Origin of the sequence: Blautia wexlerae, from assembly GCF_013300825.1 — a bacterium.
Classification (GTDB): domain Bacteria; phylum Bacillota; class Clostridia; order Lachnospirales; family Lachnospiraceae; genus Blautia_A; species Blautia_A wexlerae_B.
In genome coordinates this window covers 1-25504 of record NZ_JAAIMY010000009.1, presented here as the reverse complement: position 1 = coordinate 25504, position 25504 = coordinate 1, and the positions used below count along the sequence as shown (strand labels likewise).

Below are 25504 nucleotides of genomic sequence, written 5' to 3'. Positions count from 1 at the left end.
GCGGCCGGCTTACAGAAAATTTATATTCCCTGTAAGCTAGCCGCCTGTTTACTTATCTTAATATTTTGATTAATCCTGTTCTTTTTTCAGTTCCGACTCTGATGCGACACAAAGTTCTTTTTCTATATCCCAGTGTATCATATAATGTTCATCCCTGTATTTGCCCGGTGTCATTCCCGTAACTTCCCTAAACTGCTGGATGAAATGACTCTGGGAAGAAAAGGAAAGACGGTTTGCAATCTCAATGATCGGATAATCACTGTACTGCAAAAGATTTTTCGCCATTTCTATCTTCTGTCTGCGGATATAGGCACTGACCGATATTCCTGTTTCTTTTTTAAATAATCTGGAGAGATAGCTCGCAGATACTCCAAGTGAATCTGCAAGATCTTCTATTGTAATTCGTTCTTTGATATGAGAATAAATGTATTCTTTACTTGCGTTGATATGTTTAGAATAAGTGTTATCTCTGAAATATCTGCGCATTTTTTCAGTATAATCCATCACCATCTCATCATGAAGGTTCTGAACCTCTTCTACTGTATGAATGCCATCCAGCTTTTGAATATAAAAATCACTCAAGCGAAATGCCTGTTCCATCTCCATTCCATTTTGTTTACAGAGTCTGGTTATCATTGCGGTAGTGATAACAAAATGATATTTCATATTTGTGACCACATTCTTTGACAGTACTCCCACACCATCACACTCTGTAAATCTCTGCCGTTCACAATTCTTCTTAACAGTTTTTATATCTCCACTTGCAACTGCACGATAGAACAATAATTCCTCTGTCGGTTCTCTGTGCTTAATTTCATCAAACTCATCTTCTGCCTCAAAAAGAAGCCATTCGTTCTGATAACTCATATGTCTCTCCTACGCCAGTGCCAGCAATTCTTTTCCTTCTTTCAGTCTCTCATAAAACTGTATGTAGAAATCCTGATTTTGATCATATGGTTTGAGATAGAATCTGTTCACCACAAAGAGGTTCAGATTTCTGATCAGATCTGGATCCTCAGCATTGTACAGTACTTCCTGTACATCCAGCAGAAAATAATGCCAGTCATTGACAAATTTCTCATAATTTTTCAGATCCGGTGTGTCCACCCACTTCTTTACCTTGATCTTACTGCGGTTTGTTTTAGGACATTCGTGAATCTGAAGAATATATTTAAAACTGCCATTCTCGTAGAATCTTCCCAGCGGGAATAATCTGCAGAATCCCGGCCGAATAGAGTGGATGTGACAGCGTCCTTCACTGTTAAGGAATATACACTGTTCCTTAACTCCTGTCATCCGAAGATGCGGAAGGATATTTCCATCTGTCACTCCCAGTTCCAGATATTCCTGTAAAAGCTGCTCTGCTGATTTCTGTAATCCTGCCGACAATCTGTATACATCATATGGATCCAGGAGCACAGAATCTCCCATTCCCTGACAACAGTCACAGCAGCCTTCACAGTCATGGCAGTCTGCCTTTACCATATCATTAGAATCATATAATTTACCATCCGAAATCTCTTCCAGTGTCTGTTCTCTGCGCATATGCTATGCTTTTTCCTTTCTCTCAAAAAGCCTCTAATCCTGTAACACCCCAGTCTGAAGCAAGATCTTTCATACCTTCCAAAACTTCCTCCCTTGAATATCCGTTATCATCCAGGAAATCTCCATCCATATCATTCAGATACAGATAAAAGGTCAGTGCCAGTTCCAGATAGTCTACATCGTCTTCAACCATGCCCATGTATAATTCGTTCTCTGCTTCATTTATCTTTCCTTCTTCTGCCAGTTTCATAATAGTTGAAAAAAGCTTATCTGCCTCTGTGTAATCTTCCTCGTTCTCAGGAAGTCTGTAATCCGGCTGCTGCTCATGAAGCAAAAGCTTTGCGATCAGTCTTCCTACATCCTGAATATTTCTTATCATATGATCATCCTGTACTGCCATAATGTTATCTTCCCTTCTTTATTTAATCATTCCAGTTTTAATCCTGCCAGTGCCTGTGCAAATGCATTATTCACCGGCTCCTTGGCTTCTTTCTGCTGCTGTCTCATATATTTTTGAACATCACGCTTATTGACTCCTGCTCCCTCTTTGGCTCTTCTCGCCTGAAAAGCAGAGAGCTTTTCTTTATAGCCGCAGGCACAGATAAATGTCTCTTCCTTACCTTTCACATACATTTCCATACGTTTATGACACTTGGGACAACGGGCATTGGTAGTTCTGGACAGGGTTTCTTTATAACCGCACTCTCTGTCCTGACATACAAGCATTTTTGCATTCTTTCCATTCACTGCCAGAAGCTTCTTTCCGCAGTTCGGGCAGATCTTGTTTGTAAGATTATCATGCCTGAAGGTTCCCTGTCCGGTTTTGATCTCATCTACAATGTCACAGGTATAGTTCCTGATTTCTTTCAGGAAGGTTTCCTGTTTCATTTTACCTTTTGCAATATTTCCAAGCTTCATCTCCCAGTCTGCGGTCAGTTCCGGCTTGCGCAGTTCCTCGGGTACCAGTTCCAGAAGCTGCTTTGCCTTGGAGGTCAGATGGATTTCATTGCCTTTTTTCTCCATCAGAAAGCTGTTAAACAGTTTCTCAATAATATCGGCCCTTGTAGCAACTGTCCCCAGACCACCTGTCTCACCGAGAGTTTTCGCTGCCTTTGCATCATGACTCTCCATATAGCGCACCGGATTCTCCATTGCTGCAAGAAGCGTTGCTTCTGTGAATCTTGCAGGTGGCTTTGTCCTGCCTGTATTCATGGATACATTCTCTATATGCAGTCTCTCACCTTTCTTCATCTGTGGAAGCTTCTGATCTTTCAGTTTCTGCGCATCGTCAGCAGTATCCTCATCCTCTTCAGTGTCGTCCGTATTTTCATACACATCTTTCCATCCGGCACTTTTTACAACTTTCCCGCTGGCAGCAAAAAGTTCTCCAGCAACAATTCCCTCCATGCTCACCTGTTCATAAACAAAAGGCGGATACAGCACACTGAGGAATCTACGAACTACCATATCGTAAATCTTACGTTCTTCATTTGTCATATGGTCAAGCTGCACAAACTGCTCCGTAGGGATAATTGCATGATGGTCGCTGACCTTTTTATCATCCACAAAACTTCCATTTGCACGAACAGGCTGATTCATCAGTGCGCCTGCCGGTTTTCTGTACGGTCCTGTTGCGCAGGCTCTCAGTCGTTCTTTAATTGTAGGAACAATATCCTTTCCAATATATCTGGAATCTGTCCTCGGATAAGTGAGTACTTTGTGATTCTCATACAGACGCTGCATGATATTCAGAGTCTGCTTTGCAGAATATCCATATTTCCGATTTGCCTCTCTCTGCAGTGTGGTCAGGTCATACAAACCCGGTGCAAAGGATTTTTTCTCTTTGCTGGTTACGGAAGTTACTTCCAAAGACTGATTTCTGAGAACATCGGAAATCTCCTCTGCCCGTTCTTTATTAAAAGTTCTGAAGCTCTTACTCTTTGGTTCCTTCCATGTCCAGGTGATATCACCTGCTTTCAGGGCGATTCCGTAATATTCCTTCGGCTTAAATGCCCGTATCTCTTCCTCCCGTTTCGCAATCATCGCCAGTGTAGGAGTCTGTACACGCCCGCAGGAAAGCTGGGCATTATATTTACAGGTAAGTGCCCTTGTACCGTTCATTCCCACCAGCCAGTCAGCTTCCGCTCTTGCCACAGCTGCTCTGTACAGATTATCATACTCATGTCCGTTTTTCAGATTTCCGAATCCTTCTTTGATAGCTTTGTCTGTAACTGAAGAAATCCACAGTCTGCGGATTGGTTTATGACAGTCCGCTTTGTCAAGAATCCAGCGGGCTACCAGTTCACCTTCTCTTCCGGCATCTGTGGCTATTATAATATCATTTATGTCTTTTCTGTACAGCTGCGTTTTTACTGCATTGTACTGTTTACCGGTCTGTCGAATAACTACCAGCTTCATTCGATCCGGCATCATGGGAAGTGTGGATATTTCCCATTTCATATACTTCTTATCGTATTCCTCAGGATCTGCCAGCGTAACAAGGTGTCCAAGTGCCCAGGTGACTACGTAATCTTTTCCCTCAAGAGTACCATTTCCTTTCTGTGTACAGTGAAGTACTCTGGCAATATCTCTGGCAACAGAAGGTTTCTCTGCTATTACTAATGATTTCATAAAATAAATAACTCCTTATAAAAACCTACAGTCAGGGTTTCTGATATCCCTGACCGTTGATTTCGGGCAGCTGTCCATTTATTTTTGGCATCTGCTTATATTTAAGATGTCAGGATCAAAAGCTATTTTGCTTTGCTCTTTGCAACTCCTGCAATTCTCATATTTAAAAGTATAGCATAGATAAATTCCTGTTTCCAGTTATTCTTTAACTTTATCTCATATTAATTTTATATCCGACTCCACGAACTGTCTCCACCAGCTCACCGGCACTTCCCAGTTTTTGTCTCAGTGTTCGGATGTGTACATCAACGGTTCTGCTCTCTCCGTCGAATTCATACCCCCAGACCTGATTCAGAAGCTGGGTTCTGGAAAGTACAGTTCCGCTGTTTTTCAGAAGCAGACATAATACTTCATATTCTTTTAATGTAAGATTTACATTCTTTTTATCTACAGTTGCAATATGTCTGGAAGGGCAGACATAAAGGTTTCCTGTCCGATATTCTTCTGCGCCGTCATCTTCTGTTCTTCTTAATAATGCGCGGATCCTTGAGATCAGTTCCATCATGCGGAACGGTTTTGGAATATAGTCATCTGCCCCGCTGTCAAGACCTACCACTGTATCATATTCACTGCTTTTTGCTGTCAGCATGATAATAGGAAGTTTACGTGTATCCGGACGCATACGCAATTTCTTCAATATGGAAATCCCATCCTCTTCCGGCAGCATCACATCAAGGAGCAGAAGTGCAGGTTTTTCCTTTTCCAGGGCTTTCCAGAAGTGAGAAGGTCTTTCAAATCCTTTTGCTTCAAATCCCTGACTTTTCAATGTATAAATCACCAGTTCACGTATACTCTCATCATCTTCTACCAAATATATCATTTTTCTGTTCTCCATTTACAATTATTTACTGAATGCCATAAGCCGAAACCAGTATACAATCTCCGGAAACAACATGACATTTTCGAAAATCACTATAATTTCTCCGGTTCAGTTGATATCAGTATAATAAAAAGCCGTAAAATCTTTGTTCTGCTTTATGTTAAAACTTTGTAAAACGCTGAACTTTATTGAGAATTTTTTTATAAAATTTTTATATACTTTATGAGAAAATTTATTTGTAAAAGCAGTATGAAGATGGTATGATATGGTATGAAATAATTCTCCAAAGAAGGTGAAATTTTGAAACGTTTTATTTCCAAATACCGGCATGGACTTGTGATTGCTGTTTACAGCATCATTTATATCCTGCTCTTCAGTTACCTGGAGCACAGACCGGTTCACAGCTATCATATCGTACATACAGTATTTGATGACTGGATTCCATTTTGTGAGTTCTTTATCGTTCCTTATATGCTGTGGTTTCCATACATGATCCTGGCTGTGATTTATTTTATATTTTTTAACAAAAACAAACATGAATACTATCAGCTGGCATTTAATCTTATGATGGGAATGACTGTTTTCCTGATTATTTCCTATGTTTATCCAAATGCTCAGCACATACGTCCGACCGAATTTCCAAGAGACAATATCTTCACAGATATAGTAAAATGGCTGTACAGTACAGATACTCCTACGAATATCCTGCCCAGCATTCATGTGTTCAACTCTCTTGCAATACATATGTCGCTTACAAACTGCGAAGCACTGCGAAATAAAAAATTTATAAAAGCAGCATCCTTTACCCTGACCGCGCTGATCATCATGTCCACCATGTTCCTGAAACAGCATTCTGTGATTGATGTATGCATGGGTGCAACACTTGCATTGTTTGGCTTTCTGGTTTTTTATCCGAGAAGAGTTTCCGTTCCTTCTGAATCTGTCTGCTTTAGAGAAGTAAAGAGAAAAAAGAGCGAGAATTAGAAAGATTTAAAAAAAGCAGAATCTTTGAAATACATTTTTGTCTTTCAGAGATTCTGCTTTTTTTACAGTTATAACAATTTCATAAAATATTTTCCCACAACCGATATCCGGATGTGAAGCTTTTACACATCAGTTAAATCCATAGAATTTCTGGCTGATTTTGTAGGCTGCCACTGACATTTTTCTTCCACTTCTTCCCGGAAGGTTCATGACTCTTCCGAAAAGACTGTGACGCAGTTTTCTGTATACCTGTTTATTCTCTGTCCTGATATATTCCAGAAGTTCTTTCTTCTTCTGAAGGGACTCTTCTGTATTGGCACGTATCAGCATAATGGAAGAAATAGTTGTAATAATATCCAGATAGCTGAACATATACGCTTTCAACTGCTTATTTGTACTTTTACAGTTGATATATGCATCTACCATGAGTTTGTTTACCCGGATCTGCTGGTCAATACGTTTGATCATCACTTTCTCATTTACAGACTGGTCATCTCTCCCGATAAAATAACGGTAGAAATTCACATCCAGATAATACAGATTCTTTACATACGGAAGAGGTTCAAAAGCAAATAGATTATCTACATAAAATGTATGCTTCGGCAGTTCCAGATTGCATTCATGAAGCAGTTTTGTACGATAAATCATGGAGTGCATCAGAAGATATTTACCTTTCGGCATATGTTTCACTTCTTCCCATCCAAATATTCTGTCCTTCGGCAGGCATTTGCGGTACTGCATGATTTTCTTACGGGTTGCGCCCTGTTTCTCATATACAAAATTACTGATTAGAAGGTCAACTGTCTGTGGACCTCTGAGCAGTTCATATAAAGTTTTCAAAATCTGTACATACGCCTCTTTATTTACCCAGTCATCACTGTCCACTACCTTGAAATACAATCCTGTAGCATTTCTGATCCCTGCATTGACAGCTTCTCCATGACCACCATTTTCCTGATGGATTGCCTTTACAATTGTCGGATATTTCCTGGCATAGTCATCTGCAATCTCGGCAGTTCTGTCAGAAGATCCGTCATCTACTATAAGAATCTCTACTTCTTCTCCTCCCACCAGTAATGACTCTATACAATTCTCCATATAATCCTGGGAATTATAACATGGAATCGCAATACTTAACAGTTTCATCTTGTTGTTTCCTCCTTGATATACTTTGCATACGCTCCAAAAGCAGATGGAATTGCGTATTGTTTACCTGACTGTTCTTTACTTACAAAAATGAGTTCTTTATCCTGTGTTGTCTTTAGGGATGATACCTTTATTCTGTATGCCTGCATTCTCCATTCAATATGGGAGAAAATATGTTTCGCAGGCGGAAGTTCTTCTATATATAATGGATCAAGTCCCAACTCTTTTACATACAAAAGTGCCTCTTCTCTCTTTAAATGTCCCTGAGTGTTTGGCAGCTCATACAAACCTGCCAGAAGTCCTTTCTCAGGTCTTTTCCTGATAGCTGTGCATTCTCCGTCCTGAATGATAAACACAGTCCTGTTGTCCTGTGTTCTGGCTTTCTTAGGTGCTTTTACAGGAATCATATCCGCTTTATCATGTCTGTGAGCCAGACAGATAAATGCAACAGGACATACTGCACATTTCGCCTGACCGTTGGGAACGCACACCACAGCTCCCAGTTCCATCAGTGCCTGATTAAAATCTCCCGGACAATCGGAAGGCATGATCTGTAAAAGCTGCTGCTCCATTTTCCTGCGGACAGACTGCCGGCTGATGTCTTCAGTACTCTCTGTAATTCTGGAAATCACACGCAGTACATTCCCGTCTACAGCCGGAACCTTTTCCCCATATGCGATCGATGCAATGGCACCGGCTGTATAACTTCCTATTCCCTTTAACGACAAAAGTGCCTGATAATCTTCAGGCAGTCTGCCATTATATTCATTTTTTACAGTTTTCGCCGCCTCCTGCATGTTCCGGACGCGGTTATAATATCCCAGACCTTCCCATAACTTCAAAAGTTTCTCTTCAGGACATTCTGCCAATGACTGAATATCCGGAAGTTCTGTGATAAATCTCCGGAAATAAGGCTTCACTGCCTCCACTCTGGTTTGCTGCAACATAATCTCTGATACCCATGTGTAATAAGCATTGTCTTTATCTCTCCATGGAAGAATTCTCTTATTATCCCTGTACCATTTTACCAGAGGCAACACTATTTCTTCAAGTACCATAACTTATCTTTTCCTCGTTTATTTACTGTTCGTTAATGTTCACTCCAAAATTCCAGGTTGCTCATAACAATGGAATTTAAGCCTGTATGTCATTTTATCACAAAACAAAGAAAAACGCTAATACATAAAAAGGACCGTACACATTTTACTGTGTTCCGATCCTTCTTTCCTTATTGATTATTTTTTGCATTTCACCCGTAAATAATACACAAGTCCGATAATTATGATCAGAAGTGCTACTATGTAAGCTATTTTAAAAGCCAGTGCTGTAGTAAAAAGATCCACAGCAGAAACAATACCAATTAAAATAAGTGCAACTCCACTTGCTTTTGCCATCTTCTCTTCATCATAAAGCTTCTTGCGGATATCCGCATTTCCACCTTTCAGGAAAATATCTCCATGTCCTGTCAGAAGCATTATTCCTACTATAAAAGCGGCAATGGTCAGTATCAGACTCAAAGAATCCATGTTCATAATCTTCCTCCTTCTATCGGCATTTTACCATACAGAACCATTTTCATTTTACAGAAATCCGGGAATATTGTCTTGTATACAATGATCCCGGAATATCAATACCTGTTTTTATTTTTTTCAGGAAACTGTTCAACGCCTTCCTATCAGCAGATCTAAGGAAAGCAATTCTTAATTAATACTAATAAAAACATACGATTGGAATATTGCAGTCAATAATATTATAAAGTTCTGCTGCTTTCTCCGGCGGCATATTGATACATCCATGCGAACCGCCTTCCATGAAACGATCTCCACCAAAGTATGGCTGCCAGTTTGCATCGTGGAAACCAATACCGCCATTAAACGGCATCCAGTACGTTACCGGCTGTTCATATTCGTATTTACCGTTTGCCAGCTGTTTACCTCTGAGCACATCCGGGCTCTTCTTATAATAAATCGTATAAATACCGGCCGGAGTCTGACGGTCAGAATATCTCATATCACCGGAAACAATATCTGACTCAAAGATATCTTCTCCGTTCTGGTAAAAATACATATGCTGTTCGGACAGATCCACTTCAATATAAGTGTTTCCTATATCATTGTAACCATGTGCATTGGCTGTCATAGAATAAACCGGCTCTCTGGTTGTCTGTGTCCCTGACTGGATCTCCTGTGTCAGCTGTGCAACCTCTGAAGCCTGATCTATCTGCCATCCATATGCAGAACCGTATACACTGACAGTTCTCCCACTTGTTGTCTGGAATTCTCTTTCAGTTCCCACCGTATCATGGGCCGCCGCAAGCTGAGCTACATAGTCTGCAATATGCTGTCTAAAAGACGTATCATCCATGATCAGCTGTCCTTTTTCGTCAAAGTTCAGCCAGTCTTTGATCGTATTTCCATCCAGAGTTTCTGTCTCATCTCCAAATGTGTAAGTAATACTTGCTTTTGTAAAATTGTTACATGCATCAAGTGATGCCTGCAGGTCCGGACTATCACTGGTGATATCTGCCTTTACATACACATCAGGCTCACTGTCGAAATCAATCGAAGTTTCATTTCCCGAAACCGCCTCTGAAAGTGCATTGTACGCTTCTTTTAAATCCAGCTTGCTTCCTTCTGTCTCCGGAACAATCTCAAATTGTGAATCTCCATATGCTACATACGCATTCTCAGGAGCTACCTGATTCTCTTCCTGCGCACAGTTAAGCGCTTTCACCTGTTTTTTCAGCTTTTCTTTATCGTAAGTTGTGTTTTCAGCGGCTGTATAACTCTTCTTTTCAAAAAATCCTCTTATCCATTCATATGATTTCTGACTCTTCAAAAGCTTCAGAACACTTCCGTCAGAAACATAACTGTAACCAATATGATCTCCACTGATGATCTGCGGATCCAGATTTCTGGAATCAACCTCTATAGAATAGTTCTCTACTGTCTTCGCAATCTTCTGTTCTGCTTCATAAGCAGTTTTTCCGGAACAGTCAATACCATTGATCGATGTTCCTTCAAAAAATTTGTCCGAATAATAATATGACATACCCGCATATACAGCCCCCGCACTCACAATAATCATTGCCATCGCGATTCCCGTAATCTTTAAGCCTTTATGTTTCTTACGGACAGGCGGCTCATAAGGTGCAAGATCTTCATCACTGATCGGTACATACGAAATTCTTCCCGGTCTTGCAGATTTACGGCGTCTGCCATTCATTTCTGCACTGCCATTCGGGACTGTATTGTTTTTTTCCTCTTTGTTGCCCATCTATTTTCTCCTCAACATAAAATGTTACTGTTCATTTTTCCTAAAACATGTCACTTCTGAAATATATTACTGTTATTCCATCTGAATAACATGTTTCGCAATGCACAGGATTTATGCTGTAATCACATAAATATGCACTGCACGTTTCATTATAACATAATTCTTCCAATTTGCACCTACTATTCACTTTTTTCTCATTTTTTTATTTCAAGGCGTAGCAGTGACTACAGCGACCGACGACAACGCGGAAATAAGAAATTGTGACGCACATCTTGCGGAAAACATTTTTCAAACACACTCCGGAAATCAACTTGTTGGCACACTAGCTTACAGCCCAAGTCTGCGTTTCATATCTTTCATTACATAGAAATACATGATGATCAGAAGTCCTCCTGCAAGCACCCATGCCATCGGACTGGCCATACATGCTCCAAAGTAACTCTTATGAGCTGCCGCGACCATAGCAGTGATTCCACGTCCTGCCAGTTCTGCAACACCGGCAAGCATGGGAAGCAGTCCGTATCCCATGCCCTGGATACCATTCCTGAGCGCATTGACAAAGTGAAGTGGTATGAAAAATACTGCCACGCATTTCACATAAGTATCAACCATAGGAATGACTTCTGCGGCATTATCTGAAATAAACAGATAAGACAGATATTTGCCAAAGAGGAAAATAATCACACCTGTAACAATGGCATAGGTAATTCCTATAATATGCGCACTGTTAAATCCCTGTCTGACTCTGTCCAGTTTACGCGCTCCTATATTCTGTGCATTATATGTTGCCATTGTTGTTCCGATTGCAACATATGCCTGGGTAAAAATATTCTCAATCTTATTTCCTGCCGTAAATGCCGCTACTGCATAGGAACCAAGAATATTCAGTGCAGACTGTACCATCATGGTTCCGATCGCAGTGATGGAATACTGCAGTCCCATGGGAATGCCCACAAGAATTTCTTTTTTTGCAATTTCTGAACGAAATTTCCAGTCATCTGCCTTCAGTTTCAATTCCGGTACACATTTGATGATATAAATCAGGCAGAGTACTCCTGATACTCCCTGTGCTGTGATCGTCGCCCAGGCAGCCCCGGCGACCCCCATATGGAAAACAATAATAAACGCCAAGTCGAGTACTATATTCAAAAGTGCCGCCAGAATCAGGAAATATAATGGTGTCTTGCTGTTTCCCAGTGCTCTCAGAATACTGGCCAGGATATTATATAATACCTGTGCAAAAATACCTCCACATATGATCATAATGTAGGTATATGCATCCTTAAAAATATCCTCCGGTGTATGCATTAATGTTAGAAGCGAGTGCATCCCCACCATACTGACAGCCGTCATTATAACCGAAATGATAATTGAAAGTAACGCCGCATTTCCCACTGACTGCCGCATCTCATCCATCTTTCCTGCACCGAATTTCTGTGAGGTCAGAACTGTAAAACCGGCTGTCAGTCCTGTAAGAAAACCTATGATCAGAAACATGATCGTTCCTGTTGAACCAACCGCTGCCAGCCCTTTTGTTCCTACAAATTTTCCTACGATTATGGCATCTGCCATGTTGTAAAACTGCTGGAATACATTACCTATAAATACAGGTATCGTAAAGTCAAGTATCATCTTCATTGGTTTCCCAACTGTCATGTCTGTCTGCATTCCAATAAACCCTCCCAATCCTTTTTTAATCCTCTTTATTTGCTGTTTTCGATATCTGTTTTATCAGATATCAGAGCGATTATAGTTGAAAAAATTTTCCATTTCAAGATGTGTTTTTTAATTCCATGATTTTCTACATAATCACCAAAAACAAACAAAAAACCCTCTGATTTGTGTCAGAGGGTTTCGTCAATATCACGAACTGCTGATGTCTGCAAAGCAGTTCTCACAGTTTTTGTATTATATTATTTCTCTACAAGAAGTGATTTTCCTGTCATTTCCGCAGGCTGTTCCATTCCCATAAGCTGGATCAGTGTAGGAACGATATCTGCAAGACATCCGTTCTCGCGCAGTGTATATTTCGGATCTGCATTTACAAGAATAAATGGTACAGGATTTGTTGTATGTGCAGTCCACGGAGCACCTGTCTCATAGTCGATCAGCTGTTCTGCATTTCCATGGTCAGCACAGATAAACATCTGTCCGTCCACTTCCTTAAGAGCCTCTACTGCTTTGCCAACACATTCATCAACAGTTTCCACTGCTTTGATGGCTGCTTCCTGTACACCTGTATGTCCAACCATATCCGGGTTTGCAAAGTTGATCACGATCACATCATATTTGTCAGATTTGATCGCATCTACCAGTTTCTCGCAAACCTGAGGTGCACTCATTTCCGGCTGAAGATCGTAGGTTGCAACCTTCGGAGATTTAACCAGAATTCTGTCTTCTCCTTTGTTCGGCTCTTCCACACCGCCGTTGAAGAAGAATGTAACATGTGCATATTTCTCTGTTTCAGCAATACGCGCCTGAGTCATATTGTGTGCTGCAAGATACTCACCAAATGTATTGTGAAGCTGAACCTTGTGGAATGCAACCTGTTTATTCTGAATGGTATCATCGTAATCTGTGAAGCATACGAAAGTAACCTGTGGTCTTGCTTTTCTTTCAAATCCCTGGAAATCATCATCGCAGAATGCTCTTGTGATCTCACGAGCGCGGTCAGGACGGAAATTAAAGAATACAACAGAATCTTTATCAGATATAACACCTGTCGGCTGTCCGTCTTTCTCGATAACTGTAGGAAGAACAAACTCATCTGTCTTATCATTATCATAAGAAGCCTGAACTGCTGCCGGTGCATCTGTTCCCTTTACGCCTTCTCCTGTTGTAAGAGCATTGTATGCAAGTTCTACACGATCCCAGCGGTTATCACGATCCATCGCATAGTAACGTCCGGAAACAGTAGCAATCTCACCTACACCGATCTTCTTCATCTCTGCTTCAAGAGCCTCTACAAACTCTTTACCTGATGCAGGAGGTGTGTCACGACCGTCAAGGAAACAATGTACGTAAACCTTCTCAACGCCTTCTCTCTTAGCCATCTCAAGTAATCCATAAAGATGTGTATTATGACTGTGCACACCACCATCAGAAAGAAGTCCCATGAAATGTACTGCAGAGTTATTCTCTTTTGCGTTCTTCATTGCTGCAAGAAGAGCTTCATTCTTAAAGAAATCACCGTCCTGGATTTCTTTTGTGATTCTGGTAAGTTCCTGATATACGATACGGCCTGCGCCCATATTCATATGTCCTACTTCAGAATTACCCATCTGTCCGTCCGGAAGACCTACTGCCAGTCCGCTTGCGTTTCCTTTTACAAATGGATATTCTGCCATCAGCTTGTCCATAACCGGTGTTTTAGCCAGATATACAGCGTTTCCTTCCTTTTTGTCATTCAGACCATATCCATCAAGAATCATTAATACGGTTGGTTTTTTGCTCATAATGTTCTCCTTTTATGTTTATTCATAATTGATAACTGTTTTGCTGATATCAGGAGCAGAAAACTGATCATCTCTGCACAATAAGACTTTTGTATCTGATATCACTTATATAGTATCAAAATCTCAGGATTTTTCAATTCTTTTTTTGTATCTGTTTCATTTTCATTACTGTATATGGAAAGAACAGTAACTTATTTTCCATATACACGAATGATCGTGGAAATCTTTCTTACGGAATCCCTGTTTCTCAGTTCTTCAATGGCAGTTCTGAAATCACCTTCTCTTACCTTCTCAGTGATCACAACTACTTCCGCACAACCTTCCACCTTGGTATCTTTCTGGATAATCTGTGCGACACTGACCTGATATTTGGCAAAAATAGCAGTCATCTCAGCAAGAACACCGCAACGATCCTCTACTTTGAGACGGAGGAAATAACGGTTATATGTATCTTCCATTTTCTTAACAGGGATCTTCTTGTAACAGGTACATCCGATTCTGCCGCAGCATCCTGCAAGAATATTTCTCACAATATCAAATACATCACCCACAACTGCACTGGCTGTAGGAAGTTCTCCTGCTCCTCTTCCGAAGAACATGGCATCCTCCACTGCATCTCCATGGACAAATACTGCATTATAGGAATCATTTACAGTTGCAAGCGGATGGGAACTGGGGATCAGCATCGGGCACACATATGCTTCAATTCCGTCTGCTTCGTTTCTTGCAACACCCAGAAGCTTGATATCACGTCCCATTTCTTTCGCATAATGAATATCTTTTGATGTGATCTTGGCAATTCCCTCTGTATATACATCGTTAAATACCACACGTGAATTAAATGCCACAGATGCAAGAATCGCTACCTTACGTCCTGCATCCAGACCTTCGATATCAGCAGTCGGATCAGCCTCCGCATATCCAAGTTCTGTTGCAAGTGCCAGGGCATCCTTAAATTCCATACCTTCCTGAGTCATCTTTGTCAGAATAAAGTTTGTGGTTCCGTTTACAATACCCATAACTTCTGTCATGTGATTTCCTGCCAGACACTGTTTCAATGGTCTGATGATCGGAATACCACCTGCTACTGCTGCTTCAAACAGAAAATCCACTTTACTCTCATGTGCCGCATCCAGAAGCTCATGACCATGTACTGCGATCAGATCCTTGTTTGCAGAGACTACATGCTTACCGGCTTTTAATGCAGAAAGGATATATTCTCTTGCAGGATTAATCCCGCCCATCAGTTCAATCACAATCTCAATCTCCGGATCATTTATAATCTCATCCCACTGGCTGGTGAGCAAAGAGGCATCTTCTATCTTCGCTGCTGCCTTTTCTATATTTCTCACAAGGATTTTTTTTATCTCAACTTTACAGCCAATCTTGGCCGACATTTCCTTTTCCTGATTCTTCAGTACCTTATATACACCTGTTCCTACTGTTCCAAATCCTAACAGTGCGGCTTTGATGACATTTTCATTCATTTTGCAGGATTCCCCTTTCGTTTTCATTGGTTTTTATAGTATGGCAGAATTTCCTATTTGTCAAGTTTGTCTGCATTTTTAAGCAAAATCTTTATCATATTTTCCAGTTCTTTGTTCCGTCTGCGAAGCCATCTCACATACCATAATATCCCCATTCCTGCCACCCAGGCAGAAATACAGAATATTCCATCCAGGATCATATAAACAGTTCTCTCTGTTCCCCCGGCAGGGGCTCCACTCAGGAAGCAGTAATACATTGCCACTGATATGCAGGCTACGGCCACGCCTTCCATTATCTTTCTGATCGTCTTCATTATGTCACTTTCCTTCTCAATAGTGTCTTTATAACGACACTGTTACAAGGCCTATTTTAACCCGATAATAAATATGAATCAAGAACAAATCGGACGGTTATTACATATGATAAGCTATAGAAAATTATGGAAGACTATGAAGGAGCGGAAAATCAGCCAGTATGCCCTGTACACTCACTATGGCATAAGCACTTCTTTTCTGGATAAGCTCCGTCATAATGAAAATGTGGAAATCCGCAGTCTTGACATCTTATGTTCGATTCTTGACTGTGATTTCGGTGATATTGTAGAACACATCCCGGATGATGCTGAACCTGAAGAAAAATAATTTTTTGTGAGTTCATCATTCGATTATATAGTTATACTGTTCAGTAGAACATTTTGTACTGTTTTCGTATGTTGATTTTTTTCTGTTTTAGAACTATATGTTCTTTTTGTTCTTATATCATATCGTAACTATAGCAATCCTGTAAAAAACCAAAACACTTACAGGTTTCTCATCCTGACAGATAAAATCGCTCTTATTCACCGATAGTTATCACTTATAATTTTATCCTATAGACTATTCACAAAAATATAAGATTTTTCCATTCATTTATGATATACTTATTTACAGCATTCTCTTAAAATTGCATTTGAGAGGCTTGTTGCAGATTTGCAAAATATTTTTATCTGAAAGGACTGTAATATATATGAAGTACGATGTAGTAATCATCGGTGCCGGACCTGGCGGTATTTTCTCTGCCTATGAACTGATGAAGCAGAATAAGAATTTAAAGATTGCGGTTTTCGAGGAAGGAAACCCTCTCAACAAAAGACATTGTCCAATTGACGGCGATAAAATAAAAACCTGTATCAAATGTAAAACCTGTGCCATCATGAGCGGATTTGGCGGTGCCGGTGCTTTCTCTGATGGTAAATATAATATTACGAATGATTTCGGCGGAACGCTTTATGAACATATTGGAAAAAAAGAAGCTCTTGACCTGATGCGCTATGTAGATGATATCAATGTTGCCTATGGCGGTCAGGATACAAAAATGTATTCTACTGCAGGAACCAAATTCAAAAAGCTTTGTATGCAGAATAAACTAAAACTTCTGGATGCTTCCGTCCGTCATCTGGGAACAGACATTAACTATGTAGTTCTTGAGAACTTATATTCAAAATTAAAAGAACATGTTGATTTTTATTTCAATACTCCTGTAGAACGTCTGGAAGTGCTGGATGATGCATACCGCATTGTTACAAGGAATGATACCACTGACTGTAGTAAATGTATCGTATCCGTAGGCAGAAGCGGAAGCAAATGGATGGAACAGGTCTGTAAAGAACTTGATATCCCCACCAAATCAAACCGTGTAGACCTGGGTGTACGTGTAGAACTTCCTGCTGTTATCTTCTCCCACCTGACAGATGAACTTTATGAGAGTAAGATTGTCTACAGGACAGAAAAATTTGAAGATAATGTAAGAACTTTCTGTATGAACCCTTATGGCATCGTTGTAAATGAAAATACAAACGGCATTGTCACAGCAAATGGCCACAGCTATGAAGATCCGTCCAAACAGACAGAGAATACAAACTTCGCACTGCTGGTAGCCAAACATTTTTCCGAGCCATTTAAAGACAGTAATGGATATGGCGAAAGCATTGCCCGTCTTTCCAATATGCTGGGCGGCGGTGTGATCGTTCAGCGTTTCGGCGATCTGGTGCGCGGAAGAAGGAGTACGGTTGCACGTATCGAAGAAGGTATGGTACGGCCTACTCTCGCAGCTACTCCCGGTGATCTGAGTCTTGTTCTCCCGAAACGTATCCTTGACGGAATCATTGAAATGATTTATGCTCTGGATAAAATCGCTCCCGGGACAGCTAATGATGACACCCTCCTCTATGGTGTAGAAGTTAAGTTCTACAATATGGAAGTTGATATTAATGAAAATCTTGAGAGCAAATACAAGGGACTGTATATCATTGGAGACGGAAGCGGTGTAACCCATTCTCTGTCCCATGCTTCTGCAAGCGGTGTATATGTAGCACGCCAGATTATTGAGAATCTGTAAAAGACCGAATCTCTTCTGATGGATACCTCCGACTACAGCAATCAATAATCTTAAAGTCCCCATCTGTCTCTTACAGTTGAAACAGATAGGGACTTGTTTATTATATTTTCTGGTATGCCATCCATTTATCCATTCCCAGACGTTCAAATGAACCACAGTACTGAAATCCGCATTTCTCCAGAAGTTTCTGCATGGGAATATTATCGCTATATGTATCCATGCGAAGATTCGGTATCTGCGCATAGGCCCAGTCCAGGCAGAAGGCTGCTGCTCCCTTTATTATTCCCGTGGACGCTACCCTGTGGACTACTCCATAAGGTTCTTCATTCAGCCACTTTCCATTAATCTCTTTATAATCCTCATCCTCCTCTTCTGCATAATAGAAAACACAGGCAACCTGCCCTTCTGACGTGCACAGATACATTTTGTCCATATCCTTTTCGATCAGTTCTGCTGAAGGGTAATCTTCACCCCACTGTTCTGCATTTCCATTTTCTCTCATAAATATGCGGGCTTTATCATAAACTTGCATAATCTGTCCAAGATCCTGCACTGATGCTTTTCTTATTTCCATGAAACCTTCCTTTTCTTTTGGTATTTATATTCTTTTAGTATTTGTATTCGTTTTGATTTTTCGTCTGTTTCTCAAATTTTTTCGTCAAAAGGCAAATATTTTCGCAATGGTCTGTAAAACTGAACATATCTACTGGCTGTATTTTTCTCACATCATAGCCATGTTTTGTCAAATACTCCAGATCTCTTGCCAGTGTTTCCGGTCCACAGGAGATATATACGATTCTTGATGGATTCAGTTTGATAACGGAGGACATAAACTTTTTATCACTGCCTGTACGTGGCGGATCCATAAATACAACATCTGCATGTTCTCCGTTTTCTGCCATGTTTTCCATAAATTCCCCGGCATCACCCTGATAGAAACGTGCGTTTGTGATCTTATTTTCCTTTGCATTGATTCTGGCATCACGGACTGCATCCGGATTCAATTCCACACCTATGACATTCTTTGCCCTCTTTGCAGCTACAAGTCCGATTGTTCCTATTCCACAGTACGCATCGATCACGGTTTCTTTTCGTCCGAGTCCTGCATATTCAATTGCTGTTTTGTACAGGATTTCTGTCTGTACAGGATTCACCTGATAAAAAGACTGAGGAGAAATACGGAATGTACATCCGCAGAGCGTATCCCGGATATATCCTTTCCCATAGATAACGATATCACGCTCACCCAGTACCATACTGGTCTTCTTATCATTGACATTGAGCACAACTGTTGTAACCTGTGGATATTTCTTTCTCAGTGCTTTTACAAAATTATTCTTTGAAGGAAAGATAGGGGAGCCGACCACAAGAACCACCATAATCTCATCTGTGGAAAACCCTCTCCTTACCAGCACATGACGCAAAAGCCCATATCCCGTATCCTCATCATACGTTTTGATTTTAAATGATTTCAGCATATCCCTGATCGTACGGATAATCTCCTGACTGACCTTATCCTCAATCATACACTCCTCTACCGGAACAACCTTATGTGTTTTCGCCTCATAGGTTCCACATATAATATTGCCTTTTTTGTCTCTGTCAAATACTGCATGAACTTTATTCCTGTAATAAAAAGGGTCATCCATTCCAATGATCGGTTTGATATTTCCGAACTTTCCAAGAAGCTTCTTCATTTTTTTCTGCTTGGTCATAAGCTGTTCTTTGTAAGGAATCCCCTGATACTGACAGCTTCCGCATTTCTTTGATACACTACATTTCTTTATTTTTTCTTCCATAAAATATTAACCTGCTTTCTATAATTACCACACTTTTTACATTATATCAGCGAAAACAGATTCCTGCAATCAGGCATTCCTGATTTGTAACAATTCTCGTAAATAATGTATTTGAAAAGGTTGCTATAGCTTCTGTTTTCTATAAAATGTCGAAAAATTGATAATTCTGTCGAAATATTTTTGCCTGATTTCTGTTGAAACTTGTAGACGAATGTAGAAAAATATGATATAGTTTGTACATACAAAAGAGAAAAACATCGAATTGCCAAAGAGAAAAAACTTTATATCACCAAAGATAAAATCTCAGAAACAATTCAAAATACAAAAGATAAAATACATGAACTAAACACACCTGATAAATAATCAGAATACAAAAGCATCAAGGCATTCCTTTCGTGCAAAAGAATTTATCCAAAGTACAAAAGAGACAGCTTGCAGCAGATTTTTACACCAGATAAAAGAGACAGTTTCCGTGATGGAGCTGTCTTTTTCTTTATACATATATGGTAGGTAATTCCACCAGACGAGATACAACGTGTCTGATGTGTTCAAACAGATGCTCGCAACAACAATTGAAACAGGGGACTTACCCAATTCAGCTAAAATACCCCTGAATACAATCCAATTAGTGAAATCACCAATTTTTCTGTATTCAGGGGCATTATATTGTTTCTCGTACGGACACAAAGATTATCTATTTATAATCAGTTTTTTATTCTTATTTGTAGTTTACGATCTTTCCGAAATCAGCTTTCAGAGAAGCGCCACCTACAAGTCCGCCGTCGATATCGTTCTGAACGAATAAGTCAGGTGCTGTTGCAGGATTTACAGATCCGCCGTACTGGATGCGAATTGCTTCTGCTGTTGCTTCATCATAGATTTCAGCGATGCATGCACGAATACCAGCGCATACTTCCTGAGCCTGCTCAGTTGTAGCTGTTTTACCTGTTCCGATTGCCCAGATTGGCTCGTAAGCGATAACTGCTGTCTTAGCCTGATCTGCTGTAACACCCTGGAATCCCACTTTAACCTGCTGACGGATGAAATCCATTGTTACGCCCTGCTCTCTCTGAGTAAGAGTTTCGCCGCAGCACATGATTGGTGTGATTCCATGTTCGAAAGCTTTGAGGATCTTCTTGTTAACGTCTTCGTTTGTTTCTCCGAAGTATTCTCTTCTTTCGGAATGTCCGAGAACAACATATTTAACGCCAGCATCTACGAGCATTGCAGGGGAAATTTCTCCTGTGTATGCACCTTTCTCTTCGAAGTACATGTTCTCAGCGCCAACCTGGATGTTTGTTCCTTTAGCAGCTTCTACTACCGGGATAATGTCGATTGCAGGTACGCAGAATACTACGTCTACTTCGTCATTAACTACTAATGGTTTTAATGTTTCTACTAATTTAACGGCTTCGCTTGGTGTCATGTTCATTTTCCAGTTACCAGCGATAATTTTCTTTCTTGCCATGATAATTTATCTCCTTAGTGTCCCTGTGGGACGTATTCTTTTCTTACTTATCGTTTGCTGCTGCAACGCCCGGGAGTTCTTTCCCCTCCAGGAATTCAAGAGATGCACCGCCACCTGTGGAGATGTGTGTCATCTTGTCGCCATAGCCAAGGATGTTAACTGCTGCTGCAGAATCACCACCACCGATGATAGTTGTAGCGTCTGTATCAGCAAGTGCTTTGGCAACAGCTTCTGTACCATGAGCGAAGTTCGGCATTTCGAAGCAGCCCATCGGTCCGTTCCAAACAACTGTCTTAGCATCTTTTACAGCGTCAGCGAAAAGCTTCTCTGTTTCAGGTCCGATGTCCATTCCTTCCCATCCGTCCGGAATCTCACCACGTTTAACAATCTGAATATTGCAGTCGTTGGAGAAATCATCACCAATTCTGTTATCTACAGGAAGAAGAAGTTTTACACCTTTTTCTTCTGCTTTCTTCATCATGTCTAATGCATACTGAAGATAATCATCCTCGCAAAGGGATGTTCCGATATGTCCGCCCATAGCTTTGGAAAATGTATAAGACATACCACCACCAATGATAAGAGTATCTACTTTATCAAGAAGGTTATTGATTACAGAAATCTTGCTGGAAACCTTAGCTCCACCAAGGATAGCAACAAATGGTCTCTCAGGATTGTTCACTGCATTTCCAAGGAAATCAATTTCTTTCTGCATTAAATAACCAACAACTGCTGTATCAACATATTTGGTCACACCAACGTTAGAGCAGTGTGCTCTGTGAGCTGTACCAAATGCATCATTAACAAATACATCGCAAAGAGAAGCAAGTTCTTTGCTGAATTCGTCTCCGTTCTTTGTTTCTTCTGCGCGATAACGTGTATTCTCAAGTAAGATAACGTCTCCGTCTTTCATCTCAGCTACTGCTGCTTTTGCGTTAGGTCCTACTACTTCAGGATCTGCTGCAAATTTAACTTCCTGTCCTAATAATTCAGAAAGGCGTACTGCAACCGGTGCAAGAGATAATTCCGGTTTCGGTTCTCCCTTCGGTTTTCCAAGGTGAGAGCAAAGAATAATTTTTCCACCGTCAGCAATCAGCTTCTTGATTGTAGGAAGAGCTGCAACCAGACGGTTCTCATCTGTAATCTTTCCATCCTGAAGCGGAACATTGAAGTCACATCTTACAAGAACTTTTTTACCTTTTACGTTGATATCATCAACAGATTTTTTATTCAGCATTTGTGGTGCCTCCTTAATAATATTTTACAGTTACTGCATATCTGTAAACAGTAACCTATAATTTTCTGCCATCATTCCGGCACTGCTGTAACAGCAGATTGGAATAATGCCCAGACCACGCGAAAAAGGTCCGGTCCAAATCAGACCGGACCCTTCGTTGGAGTCTATTCCTTTACACTTACTGAAAATTAAGCGTTCAGTAATTTACCAAAGTGTTTGATTGTACGAACCATCTGGCTTGTGTAGGAGTTCTCGTTGTCATACCAGGAAACTACCTGTACTTCTGTTGTGCCATTCTCAAGTGGAAGAACCATTGTCTGAGTAGCATCAAACAGAGAACCAAATCTCATACCAACGATATCGCTGGATACGATTTCATCTTCGTTGTATCCGAAGGATTCATTAGAAGCTGCTTTCATAGCTGCGTTGATCTGTTCTTTTGTTACGTTTCCTTCAACAACTGCTGTTAAGATTGTTGTAGAACCTGTTGGGGTAGGAACACGCTGAGCAGATCCGATAAGTTTACCGTTCAGTTCCGGAATAACAAGACCGATAGCTTTAGCAGCACCTGTGCTGTTAGGAACGATGTTAACTGCAGCTGCACGGGATCTTCTTAAATCACCTTTTCTCTGTGGTCCATCAAGTGTCATCTGATCGCCTGTGTAAGCGTGGATTGTGCACATGATACCGGATTTGATTGCAGCAAGGTCATTTAATGCTTTAGCCATTGGAGCTAAGCAGTTTGTTGTACAGGAAGCTGCGGAGATGATGTGATCTTCTTTTGTAAGAGTTTCATGGTTTACATTGTAAACGATTGTCTTAAGGTCGTTTCCAGCCGGAGCGGAAATGATAACGTGTTTAGCACCTGCATCGATATGAGCCTGAGCTTTGTCTTTGGATGTATAGAATCCTGTACACTCAAGAACTACGTCTACACCGATTTCTCCCCATGGAAGTTCAGCAGCGTTAGCTTTTGCGTAAATTTTGATTTCTTTTCCGTCAACTGTGATGGAATCTTCTCCTGCTGTTACTGTGTCTGCAAGAGCATATTTTCCCTGTGTTGAATCATATTTTAATAAGTGAGCAAGCATTTTAGGAGATGTTAAATCGTTGATTGCTACGATTTCAAATCCTTCTGCTCCAAACATCTGACGGAATGCAAGACGTCCAATACGTCCAAAACCATTGATTGCAACTTTTACTGCCATGATAAAATTCCTCCTATGAATTAAGTGGTTAATTATGGTAATCCTTTGTTTGTTAAAGAATCATCAACCTGTAATGTATTGTACATAATTCTAAACAAAAATTCAAGACCATTTTCTAAAAAAACAGATAAAAATTAAGTAAAAAATGTAAATTATATGTTATACTGTGTCTACAGTACTTTATAAATACACAGAGCAATGCCTGTATATTGCGACATTTCAGAATTTTAGGTGAAGATCTATCCATTTAAGAGGACACAGTATTCATTTGTAATATATCACACACAAATATAACAGTACTGTTTTTTTTAGAAGAAAGGACTGAAATTATGGACAGACAAATATTGTGGGATTGTCATATGCATTCTTCTTTTTCTGCTGATTCTGATACACCCATGAAAGCTATGATCCATCGTGCCATTGAAATGGGGTTGCAGGGAATTACTTTTACGGAACATCTGGATCCGGATTACCCTGTTACTCCTGACAATCTGGATTTTTCTCTGGATATCCCGGCCTACAAAGAAAAACTGGCTGAACTTTCAGATATATATAAGGATAAAATTCAGGTATGTTTCGGAATTGAACTGGGACTGCAGATGCATCTGGGAGAATATTTTGGCTCACTTCTCTCTCAGACACCTTTTGATTTCGTTATCGGTTCTTCCCATCTTGTTCATGGGTATGATCCTTATTACCCGGAATTTTTTGAAGGACGTAAGGAATTTTTATGTTATATGGAATATTTCGAATCTATTCTTGAAAATATTTCCGCATACGACGGATTTGATGTTTATGGACATATTGATTATGTTGTCCGCTATGGTCCTAACAGGAACCGGGAATATTCTTACGGACGGTATAAAGATATTCTGGATGAGATTCTGAAGAAACTGATTTCCATGGGAAAAGGCATCGAACTTAATACAGGCGGATATCATTATGGTCTTGGAGAACCCAATCCATGTACTGCCATAATAAGGCGCTATAGAGAACTTGGCGGAGAAATCATCACCATCGGAGCAGATGCGCATACTCCGGATAAAATCGCCTGTGCATTTGATAAAGCTGCCAGTGTACTGGAAGCCTGTGGTTTTCGTTACTATACAATCTTCAAAGACCGTAAACCGGAATTTATTTCTCTGTAAAACGTGTCAGTACTTGCCTATATGGCAGTTCCTATAATATAATATAATATAATATTACATATGATTTCAGAAGCCCAATTTCCAAACTGCTCCGAATACTGTTTCTCTGGTCTGCATCGCAGCTGATCATGATAAAAAACTGGCAGCAGATATGGAAATTGCAGCTTTCTGTATATATTCGTAACTGTCCGGTGTCTTCATATTTATGTTTTATATGTCCCGACACTGCCCGGTTACTGTATTTTTCATAAACCAGGGAGGAATATTATGGCTAAAAAAAGACTCCAGAAGAAACGTTCTTCATCAACAGTCAGAAAGCAGGAATCAGAAATTTTACAAGTGACTACTTCCAAAACTGAGCCTGCCAGAGTTGAAACTTCTAAAGTAGAACCTGTTAAAGTCGAGACTTCCAAGGTGGAACCTGTTAAGGTTGAGACTTCCAAAGTGGAACCTGTTAAGGTCGAGACTTCCAAAGTGGAACCTGTTAAGGTCGAGACTTCCAAAGTGGAACCTGTTAAGGTCGAGACTTCCAAAGTGAAACCTGTTAAGGTCGAGACTTCCAAAGTGGAACCTGTTAAGGTCGAGACTTCCAAAGTGGAACCTGTTAAGGTCGAGACTTCCAAAGTGGAACCTGTTAAGGTCGAGACTTCCAAAGTGGAACCTGTTAAGGTCGAGACTTCCAAAGTGAAACCTGTTAAGGTCGAGACTTCCAAAGTGGAACCTGTTAAGGTCGAGACTTCCAAAGTGAAACCTGTTAAGGTCGAGACTTCCAAAGTGGAACCTGTTAAGGTCGAGACTTCCAAAGTGAAACCTGTTAAGGTCGAGACTTCCAAAGTGGAACCTGTTAAGGTCGAGACTTCCAA

At 40.4% G+C, this 25504-nt stretch carries 22 protein-coding genes and 1 pseudogene; 5 read left to right on the top strand and 18 right to left on the bottom strand.

The features are described from left to right. Positions 1–69: 69 nt before the first annotated feature. The 5 genes from G4417_RS06520 to G4417_RS06500 form a co-directional block, all read right to left on the bottom strand. Positions 70–867, bottom strand: a complete 798-nt coding sequence (locus G4417_RS06520) for a helix-turn-helix domain-containing protein (RefSeq protein WP_173683025.1) — start codon at positions 865–867, stop codon at positions 70–72. Positions 868–876: 9 nt separating this feature from the next. Further along, positions 877–1545 (bottom strand): YkgJ family cysteine cluster protein, encoded by a 669-nt coding sequence (locus G4417_RS06515; RefSeq protein ID WP_118339022.1) that lies wholly within the window; start codon positions 1543–1545, stop codon positions 877–879. A 22-nt stretch (positions 1546–1567) separates the two neighbouring features. Beyond that, positions 1568–1945, bottom strand: a complete 378-nt coding sequence (locus tag G4417_RS06510; protein WP_173683024.1) for a DUF6483 family protein — start codon at positions 1943–1945, stop codon at positions 1568–1570. A 26-nt stretch (positions 1946–1971) separates the two neighbouring features. Further along, on the bottom strand, positions 1972–4176 hold the full coding sequence (locus G4417_RS06505; protein ID WP_173683023.1) for a DNA topoisomerase 3: 2205 nt from the start codon (positions 4174–4176) through the stop codon (positions 1972–1974). Between the two features lie 211 nt (positions 4177–4387). Then, positions 4388–5056 carry a response regulator transcription factor gene (locus tag G4417_RS06500; RefSeq protein ID WP_062807861.1) on the bottom strand — a complete coding sequence of 223 codons (669 nt, stop codon included), beginning with the start codon at positions 5054–5056 and terminating at the stop codon, positions 4388–4390. A 300-nt stretch (positions 5057–5356) separates the two neighbouring features. On the opposite strand from G4417_RS06500, the gene G4417_RS06495 reads away from it, so the two are divergent. Then, a complete protein-coding gene (locus tag G4417_RS06495) occupies positions 5357–6040 on the top strand; it encodes a phosphatase PAP2 family protein (protein WP_173683022.1) in 684 nt (227 codons plus the stop codon). Positions 6041–6169: 129 nt separating this feature from the next. On the opposite strand, the gene G4417_RS06490 is transcribed toward G4417_RS06495, so the two are convergent. From G4417_RS06490 to G4417_RS06455, 8 genes are all read right to left on the bottom strand, one after another. Next, the gene (locus tag G4417_RS06490) at positions 6170–7186 is read right to left on the bottom strand and encodes a glycosyltransferase family 2 protein (protein WP_173683021.1); all 1017 of its coding nucleotides are present in this window, start codon (positions 7184–7186) and stop codon (positions 6170–6172) included. Continuing rightward, complete coding sequence (mutY, locus tag G4417_RS06485; protein WP_173683020.1) at positions 7183–8244, bottom strand: A/G-specific adenine glycosylase; 1062 nt, start codon at positions 8242–8244, stop codon at positions 7183–7185. Before mutY ends, G4417_RS06490 begins: the two co-directional genes overlap by 4 nt. A 177-nt stretch (positions 8245–8421) precedes the next feature. Further along, positions 8422–8718: a DUF3784 domain-containing protein gene (locus G4417_RS06480; RefSeq protein ID WP_173683019.1), complete on the bottom strand. Its 297-nt coding sequence runs from the start codon at positions 8716–8718 to the stop codon at positions 8422–8424. A 178-nt stretch (positions 8719–8896) separates the two neighbouring features. Beyond that, a complete protein-coding gene (locus G4417_RS06475) occupies positions 8897–10462 on the bottom strand; it encodes a L,D-transpeptidase family protein (protein WP_173683018.1) in 1566 nt (521 codons plus the stop codon). A gap of 327 nt (positions 10463–10789) precedes the next feature. Further along, entirely contained in the window at positions 10790–12130 is a 1341-nt protein-coding gene (locus G4417_RS06470) for an MATE family efflux transporter (protein WP_173683017.1), read from the bottom strand. A gap of 245 nt (positions 12131–12375) precedes the next feature. Further along, on the bottom strand, positions 12376–13917 hold the full coding sequence (gene gpmI, locus G4417_RS06465; RefSeq protein WP_008704048.1) for a 2,3-bisphosphoglycerate-independent phosphoglycerate mutase: 1542 nt from the start codon (positions 13915–13917) through the stop codon (positions 12376–12378). A 191-nt stretch (positions 13918–14108) separates the two neighbouring features. After that, complete coding sequence (locus G4417_RS06460) at positions 14109–15404, bottom strand: homoserine dehydrogenase (RefSeq protein ID WP_173683016.1); 1296 nt, start codon at positions 15402–15404, stop codon at positions 14109–14111. A 53-nt stretch (positions 15405–15457) separates the two neighbouring features. After that, on the bottom strand, positions 15458–15718 hold the full coding sequence (locus tag G4417_RS06455) for a hypothetical protein (protein ID WP_173683015.1): 261 nt from the start codon (positions 15716–15718) through the stop codon (positions 15458–15460). A 106-nt stretch (positions 15719–15824) separates the two neighbouring features. Here G4417_RS06455 and G4417_RS06450 point away from each other — a divergent pair, with 106 nt between their 5' ends. Together G4417_RS06450 and G4417_RS06445 are read left to right on the top strand one after the other, a co-directional pair. Beyond that, on the top strand, positions 15825–16046 hold the full coding sequence (locus G4417_RS06450; protein WP_118611031.1) for a helix-turn-helix domain-containing protein: 222 nt from the start codon (positions 15825–15827) through the stop codon (positions 16044–16046). Between the two features lie 364 nt (positions 16047–16410). Then, positions 16411–17781, top strand: coding sequence for an FAD-dependent protein (locus G4417_RS06445; RefSeq protein ID WP_173683014.1), 1371 nt, complete (start codon positions 16411–16413; stop codon positions 17779–17781). A gap of 100 nt (positions 17782–17881) precedes the next feature. Here the strand turns inward: G4417_RS06445 and G4417_RS06440 are convergent, their stop codons facing one another. The 5 genes from G4417_RS06440 to gap all read right to left on the bottom strand — a co-directional run bounded on the left by G4417_RS06440 (position 17882) and on the right by gap (position 23493). After that, positions 17882–18355 carry a GNAT family N-acetyltransferase gene (locus tag G4417_RS06440; protein WP_173683013.1) on the bottom strand — a complete coding sequence of 158 codons (474 nt, stop codon included), beginning with the start codon at positions 18353–18355 and terminating at the stop codon, positions 17882–17884. A gap of 34 nt (positions 18356–18389) precedes the next feature. Further along, complete coding sequence (gene rlmD, locus G4417_RS06435) at positions 18390–19580, bottom strand: 23S rRNA (uracil(1939)-C(5))-methyltransferase RlmD (RefSeq protein ID WP_173683012.1); 1191 nt, start codon at positions 19578–19580, stop codon at positions 18390–18392. A gap of 718 nt (positions 19581–20298) precedes the next feature. Next, entirely contained in the window at positions 20299–21048 is a 750-nt protein-coding gene (gene tpiA, locus G4417_RS06430) for a triose-phosphate isomerase (protein WP_118508414.1), read from the bottom strand. Positions 21049–21091: 43 nt separating this feature from the next. Beyond that, positions 21092–22285 carry a phosphoglycerate kinase gene (locus G4417_RS06425; protein WP_173683011.1) on the bottom strand — a complete coding sequence of 398 codons (1194 nt, stop codon included), beginning with the start codon at positions 22283–22285 and terminating at the stop codon, positions 21092–21094. Between the two features lie 188 nt (positions 22286–22473). Further along, positions 22474–23493 carry a type I glyceraldehyde-3-phosphate dehydrogenase gene (gene gap / locus G4417_RS06420; protein ID WP_008704062.1) on the bottom strand — a complete coding sequence of 340 codons (1020 nt, stop codon included), beginning with the start codon at positions 23491–23493 and terminating at the stop codon, positions 22474–22476. Between the two features lie 329 nt (positions 23494–23822). Between gap and G4417_RS06415 the strand changes: the two genes are divergently transcribed. Then, positions 23823–24641: a histidinol-phosphatase HisJ family protein gene (locus G4417_RS06415; RefSeq protein WP_173683010.1), complete on the top strand. Its 819-nt coding sequence runs from the start codon at positions 23823–23825 to the stop codon at positions 24639–24641. A 267-nt stretch (positions 24642–24908) separates the two neighbouring features. After that, positions 24909–25504, top strand: a pseudogene (locus tag G4417_RS06410) (hypothetical protein); the annotation flags it as partial.

What these genes read in the sequence shown, in the direction of transcription:
- G4417_RS06520 (WP_173683025.1), bottom strand. Translation starts at nt 867, where the DNA reads ATGAGTTATCAGAACGAATGGCTTCTTTTTGAGGCAGAAGATGAGTTT.
- G4417_RS06515 (WP_118339022.1), bottom strand. Translation starts at nt 1,545, where the DNA reads ATGCGCAGAGAACAGACACTGGAAGAGATTTCGGATGGTAAATTATAT.
- mutY (WP_173683020.1), bottom strand. Translation starts at nt 8,244, where the DNA reads ATGGTACTTGAAGAAATAGTGTTGCCTCTGGTAAAATGGTACAGGGAT.
- gap (WP_008704062.1), bottom strand. Translation starts at nt 23,493, where the DNA reads ATGGCAGTAAAAGTTGCAATCAATGGTTTTGGACGTATTGGACGTCTT.
- G4417_RS06425 (WP_173683011.1), bottom strand. Translation starts at nt 22,285, where the DNA reads ATGCTGAATAAAAAATCTGTTGATGATATCAACGTAAAAGGTAAAAAA.
- G4417_RS06415 (WP_173683010.1), top strand. Translation starts at nt 23,823, where the DNA reads ATGGACAGACAAATATTGTGGGATTGTCATATGCATTCTTCTTTTTCT.
- tpiA (WP_118508414.1), bottom strand. Translation starts at nt 21,048, where the DNA reads ATGGCAAGAAAGAAAATTATCGCTGGTAACTGGAAAATGAACATGACA.
- rlmD (WP_173683012.1), bottom strand. Translation starts at nt 19,580, where the DNA reads ATGGAAGAAAAAATAAAGAAATGTAGTGTATCAAAGAAATGCGGAAGC.
- G4417_RS06490 (WP_173683021.1), bottom strand. Translation starts at nt 7,186, where the DNA reads ATGAAACTGTTAAGTATTGCGATTCCATGTTATAATTCCCAGGATTAT.
- gpmI (WP_008704048.1), bottom strand. Translation starts at nt 13,917, where the DNA reads ATGAGCAAAAAACCAACCGTATTAATGATTCTTGATGGATATGGTCTG.
- G4417_RS06500 (WP_062807861.1), bottom strand. Translation starts at nt 5,056, where the DNA reads ATGATATATTTGGTAGAAGATGATGAGAGTATACGTGAACTGGTGATT.
- G4417_RS06460 (WP_173683016.1), bottom strand. Translation starts at nt 15,404, where the DNA reads ATGAATGAAAATGTCATCAAAGCCGCACTGTTAGGATTTGGAACAGTA.
- G4417_RS06480 (WP_173683019.1), bottom strand. Translation starts at nt 8,718, where the DNA reads ATGAACATGGATTCTTTGAGTCTGATACTGACCATTGCCGCTTTTATA.
- G4417_RS06505 (WP_173683023.1), bottom strand. Translation starts at nt 4,176, where the DNA reads ATGAAATCATTAGTAATAGCAGAGAAACCTTCTGTTGCCAGAGATATT.
- G4417_RS06440 (WP_173683013.1), bottom strand. Translation starts at nt 18,355, where the DNA reads ATGGAAATAAGAAAAGCATCAGTGCAGGATCTTGGACAGATTATGCAA.
- G4417_RS06475 (WP_173683018.1), bottom strand. Translation starts at nt 10,462, where the DNA reads ATGGGCAACAAAGAGGAAAAAAACAATACAGTCCCGAATGGCAGTGCA.
- G4417_RS06450 (WP_118611031.1), top strand. Translation starts at nt 15,825, where the DNA reads ATGATAAGCTATAGAAAATTATGGAAGACTATGAAGGAGCGGAAAATC.
- G4417_RS06470 (WP_173683017.1), bottom strand. Translation starts at nt 12,130, where the DNA reads ATGCAGACAGACATGACAGTTGGGAAACCAATGAAGATGATACTTGAC.
- G4417_RS06445 (WP_173683014.1), top strand. Translation starts at nt 16,411, where the DNA reads ATGAAGTACGATGTAGTAATCATCGGTGCCGGACCTGGCGGTATTTTC.
- G4417_RS06510 (WP_173683024.1), bottom strand. Translation starts at nt 1,945, where the DNA reads ATGGCAGTACAGGATGATCATATGATAAGAAATATTCAGGATGTAGGA.
- G4417_RS06455 (WP_173683015.1), bottom strand. Translation starts at nt 15,718, where the DNA reads ATGAAGACGATCAGAAAGATAATGGAAGGCGTGGCCGTAGCCTGCATA.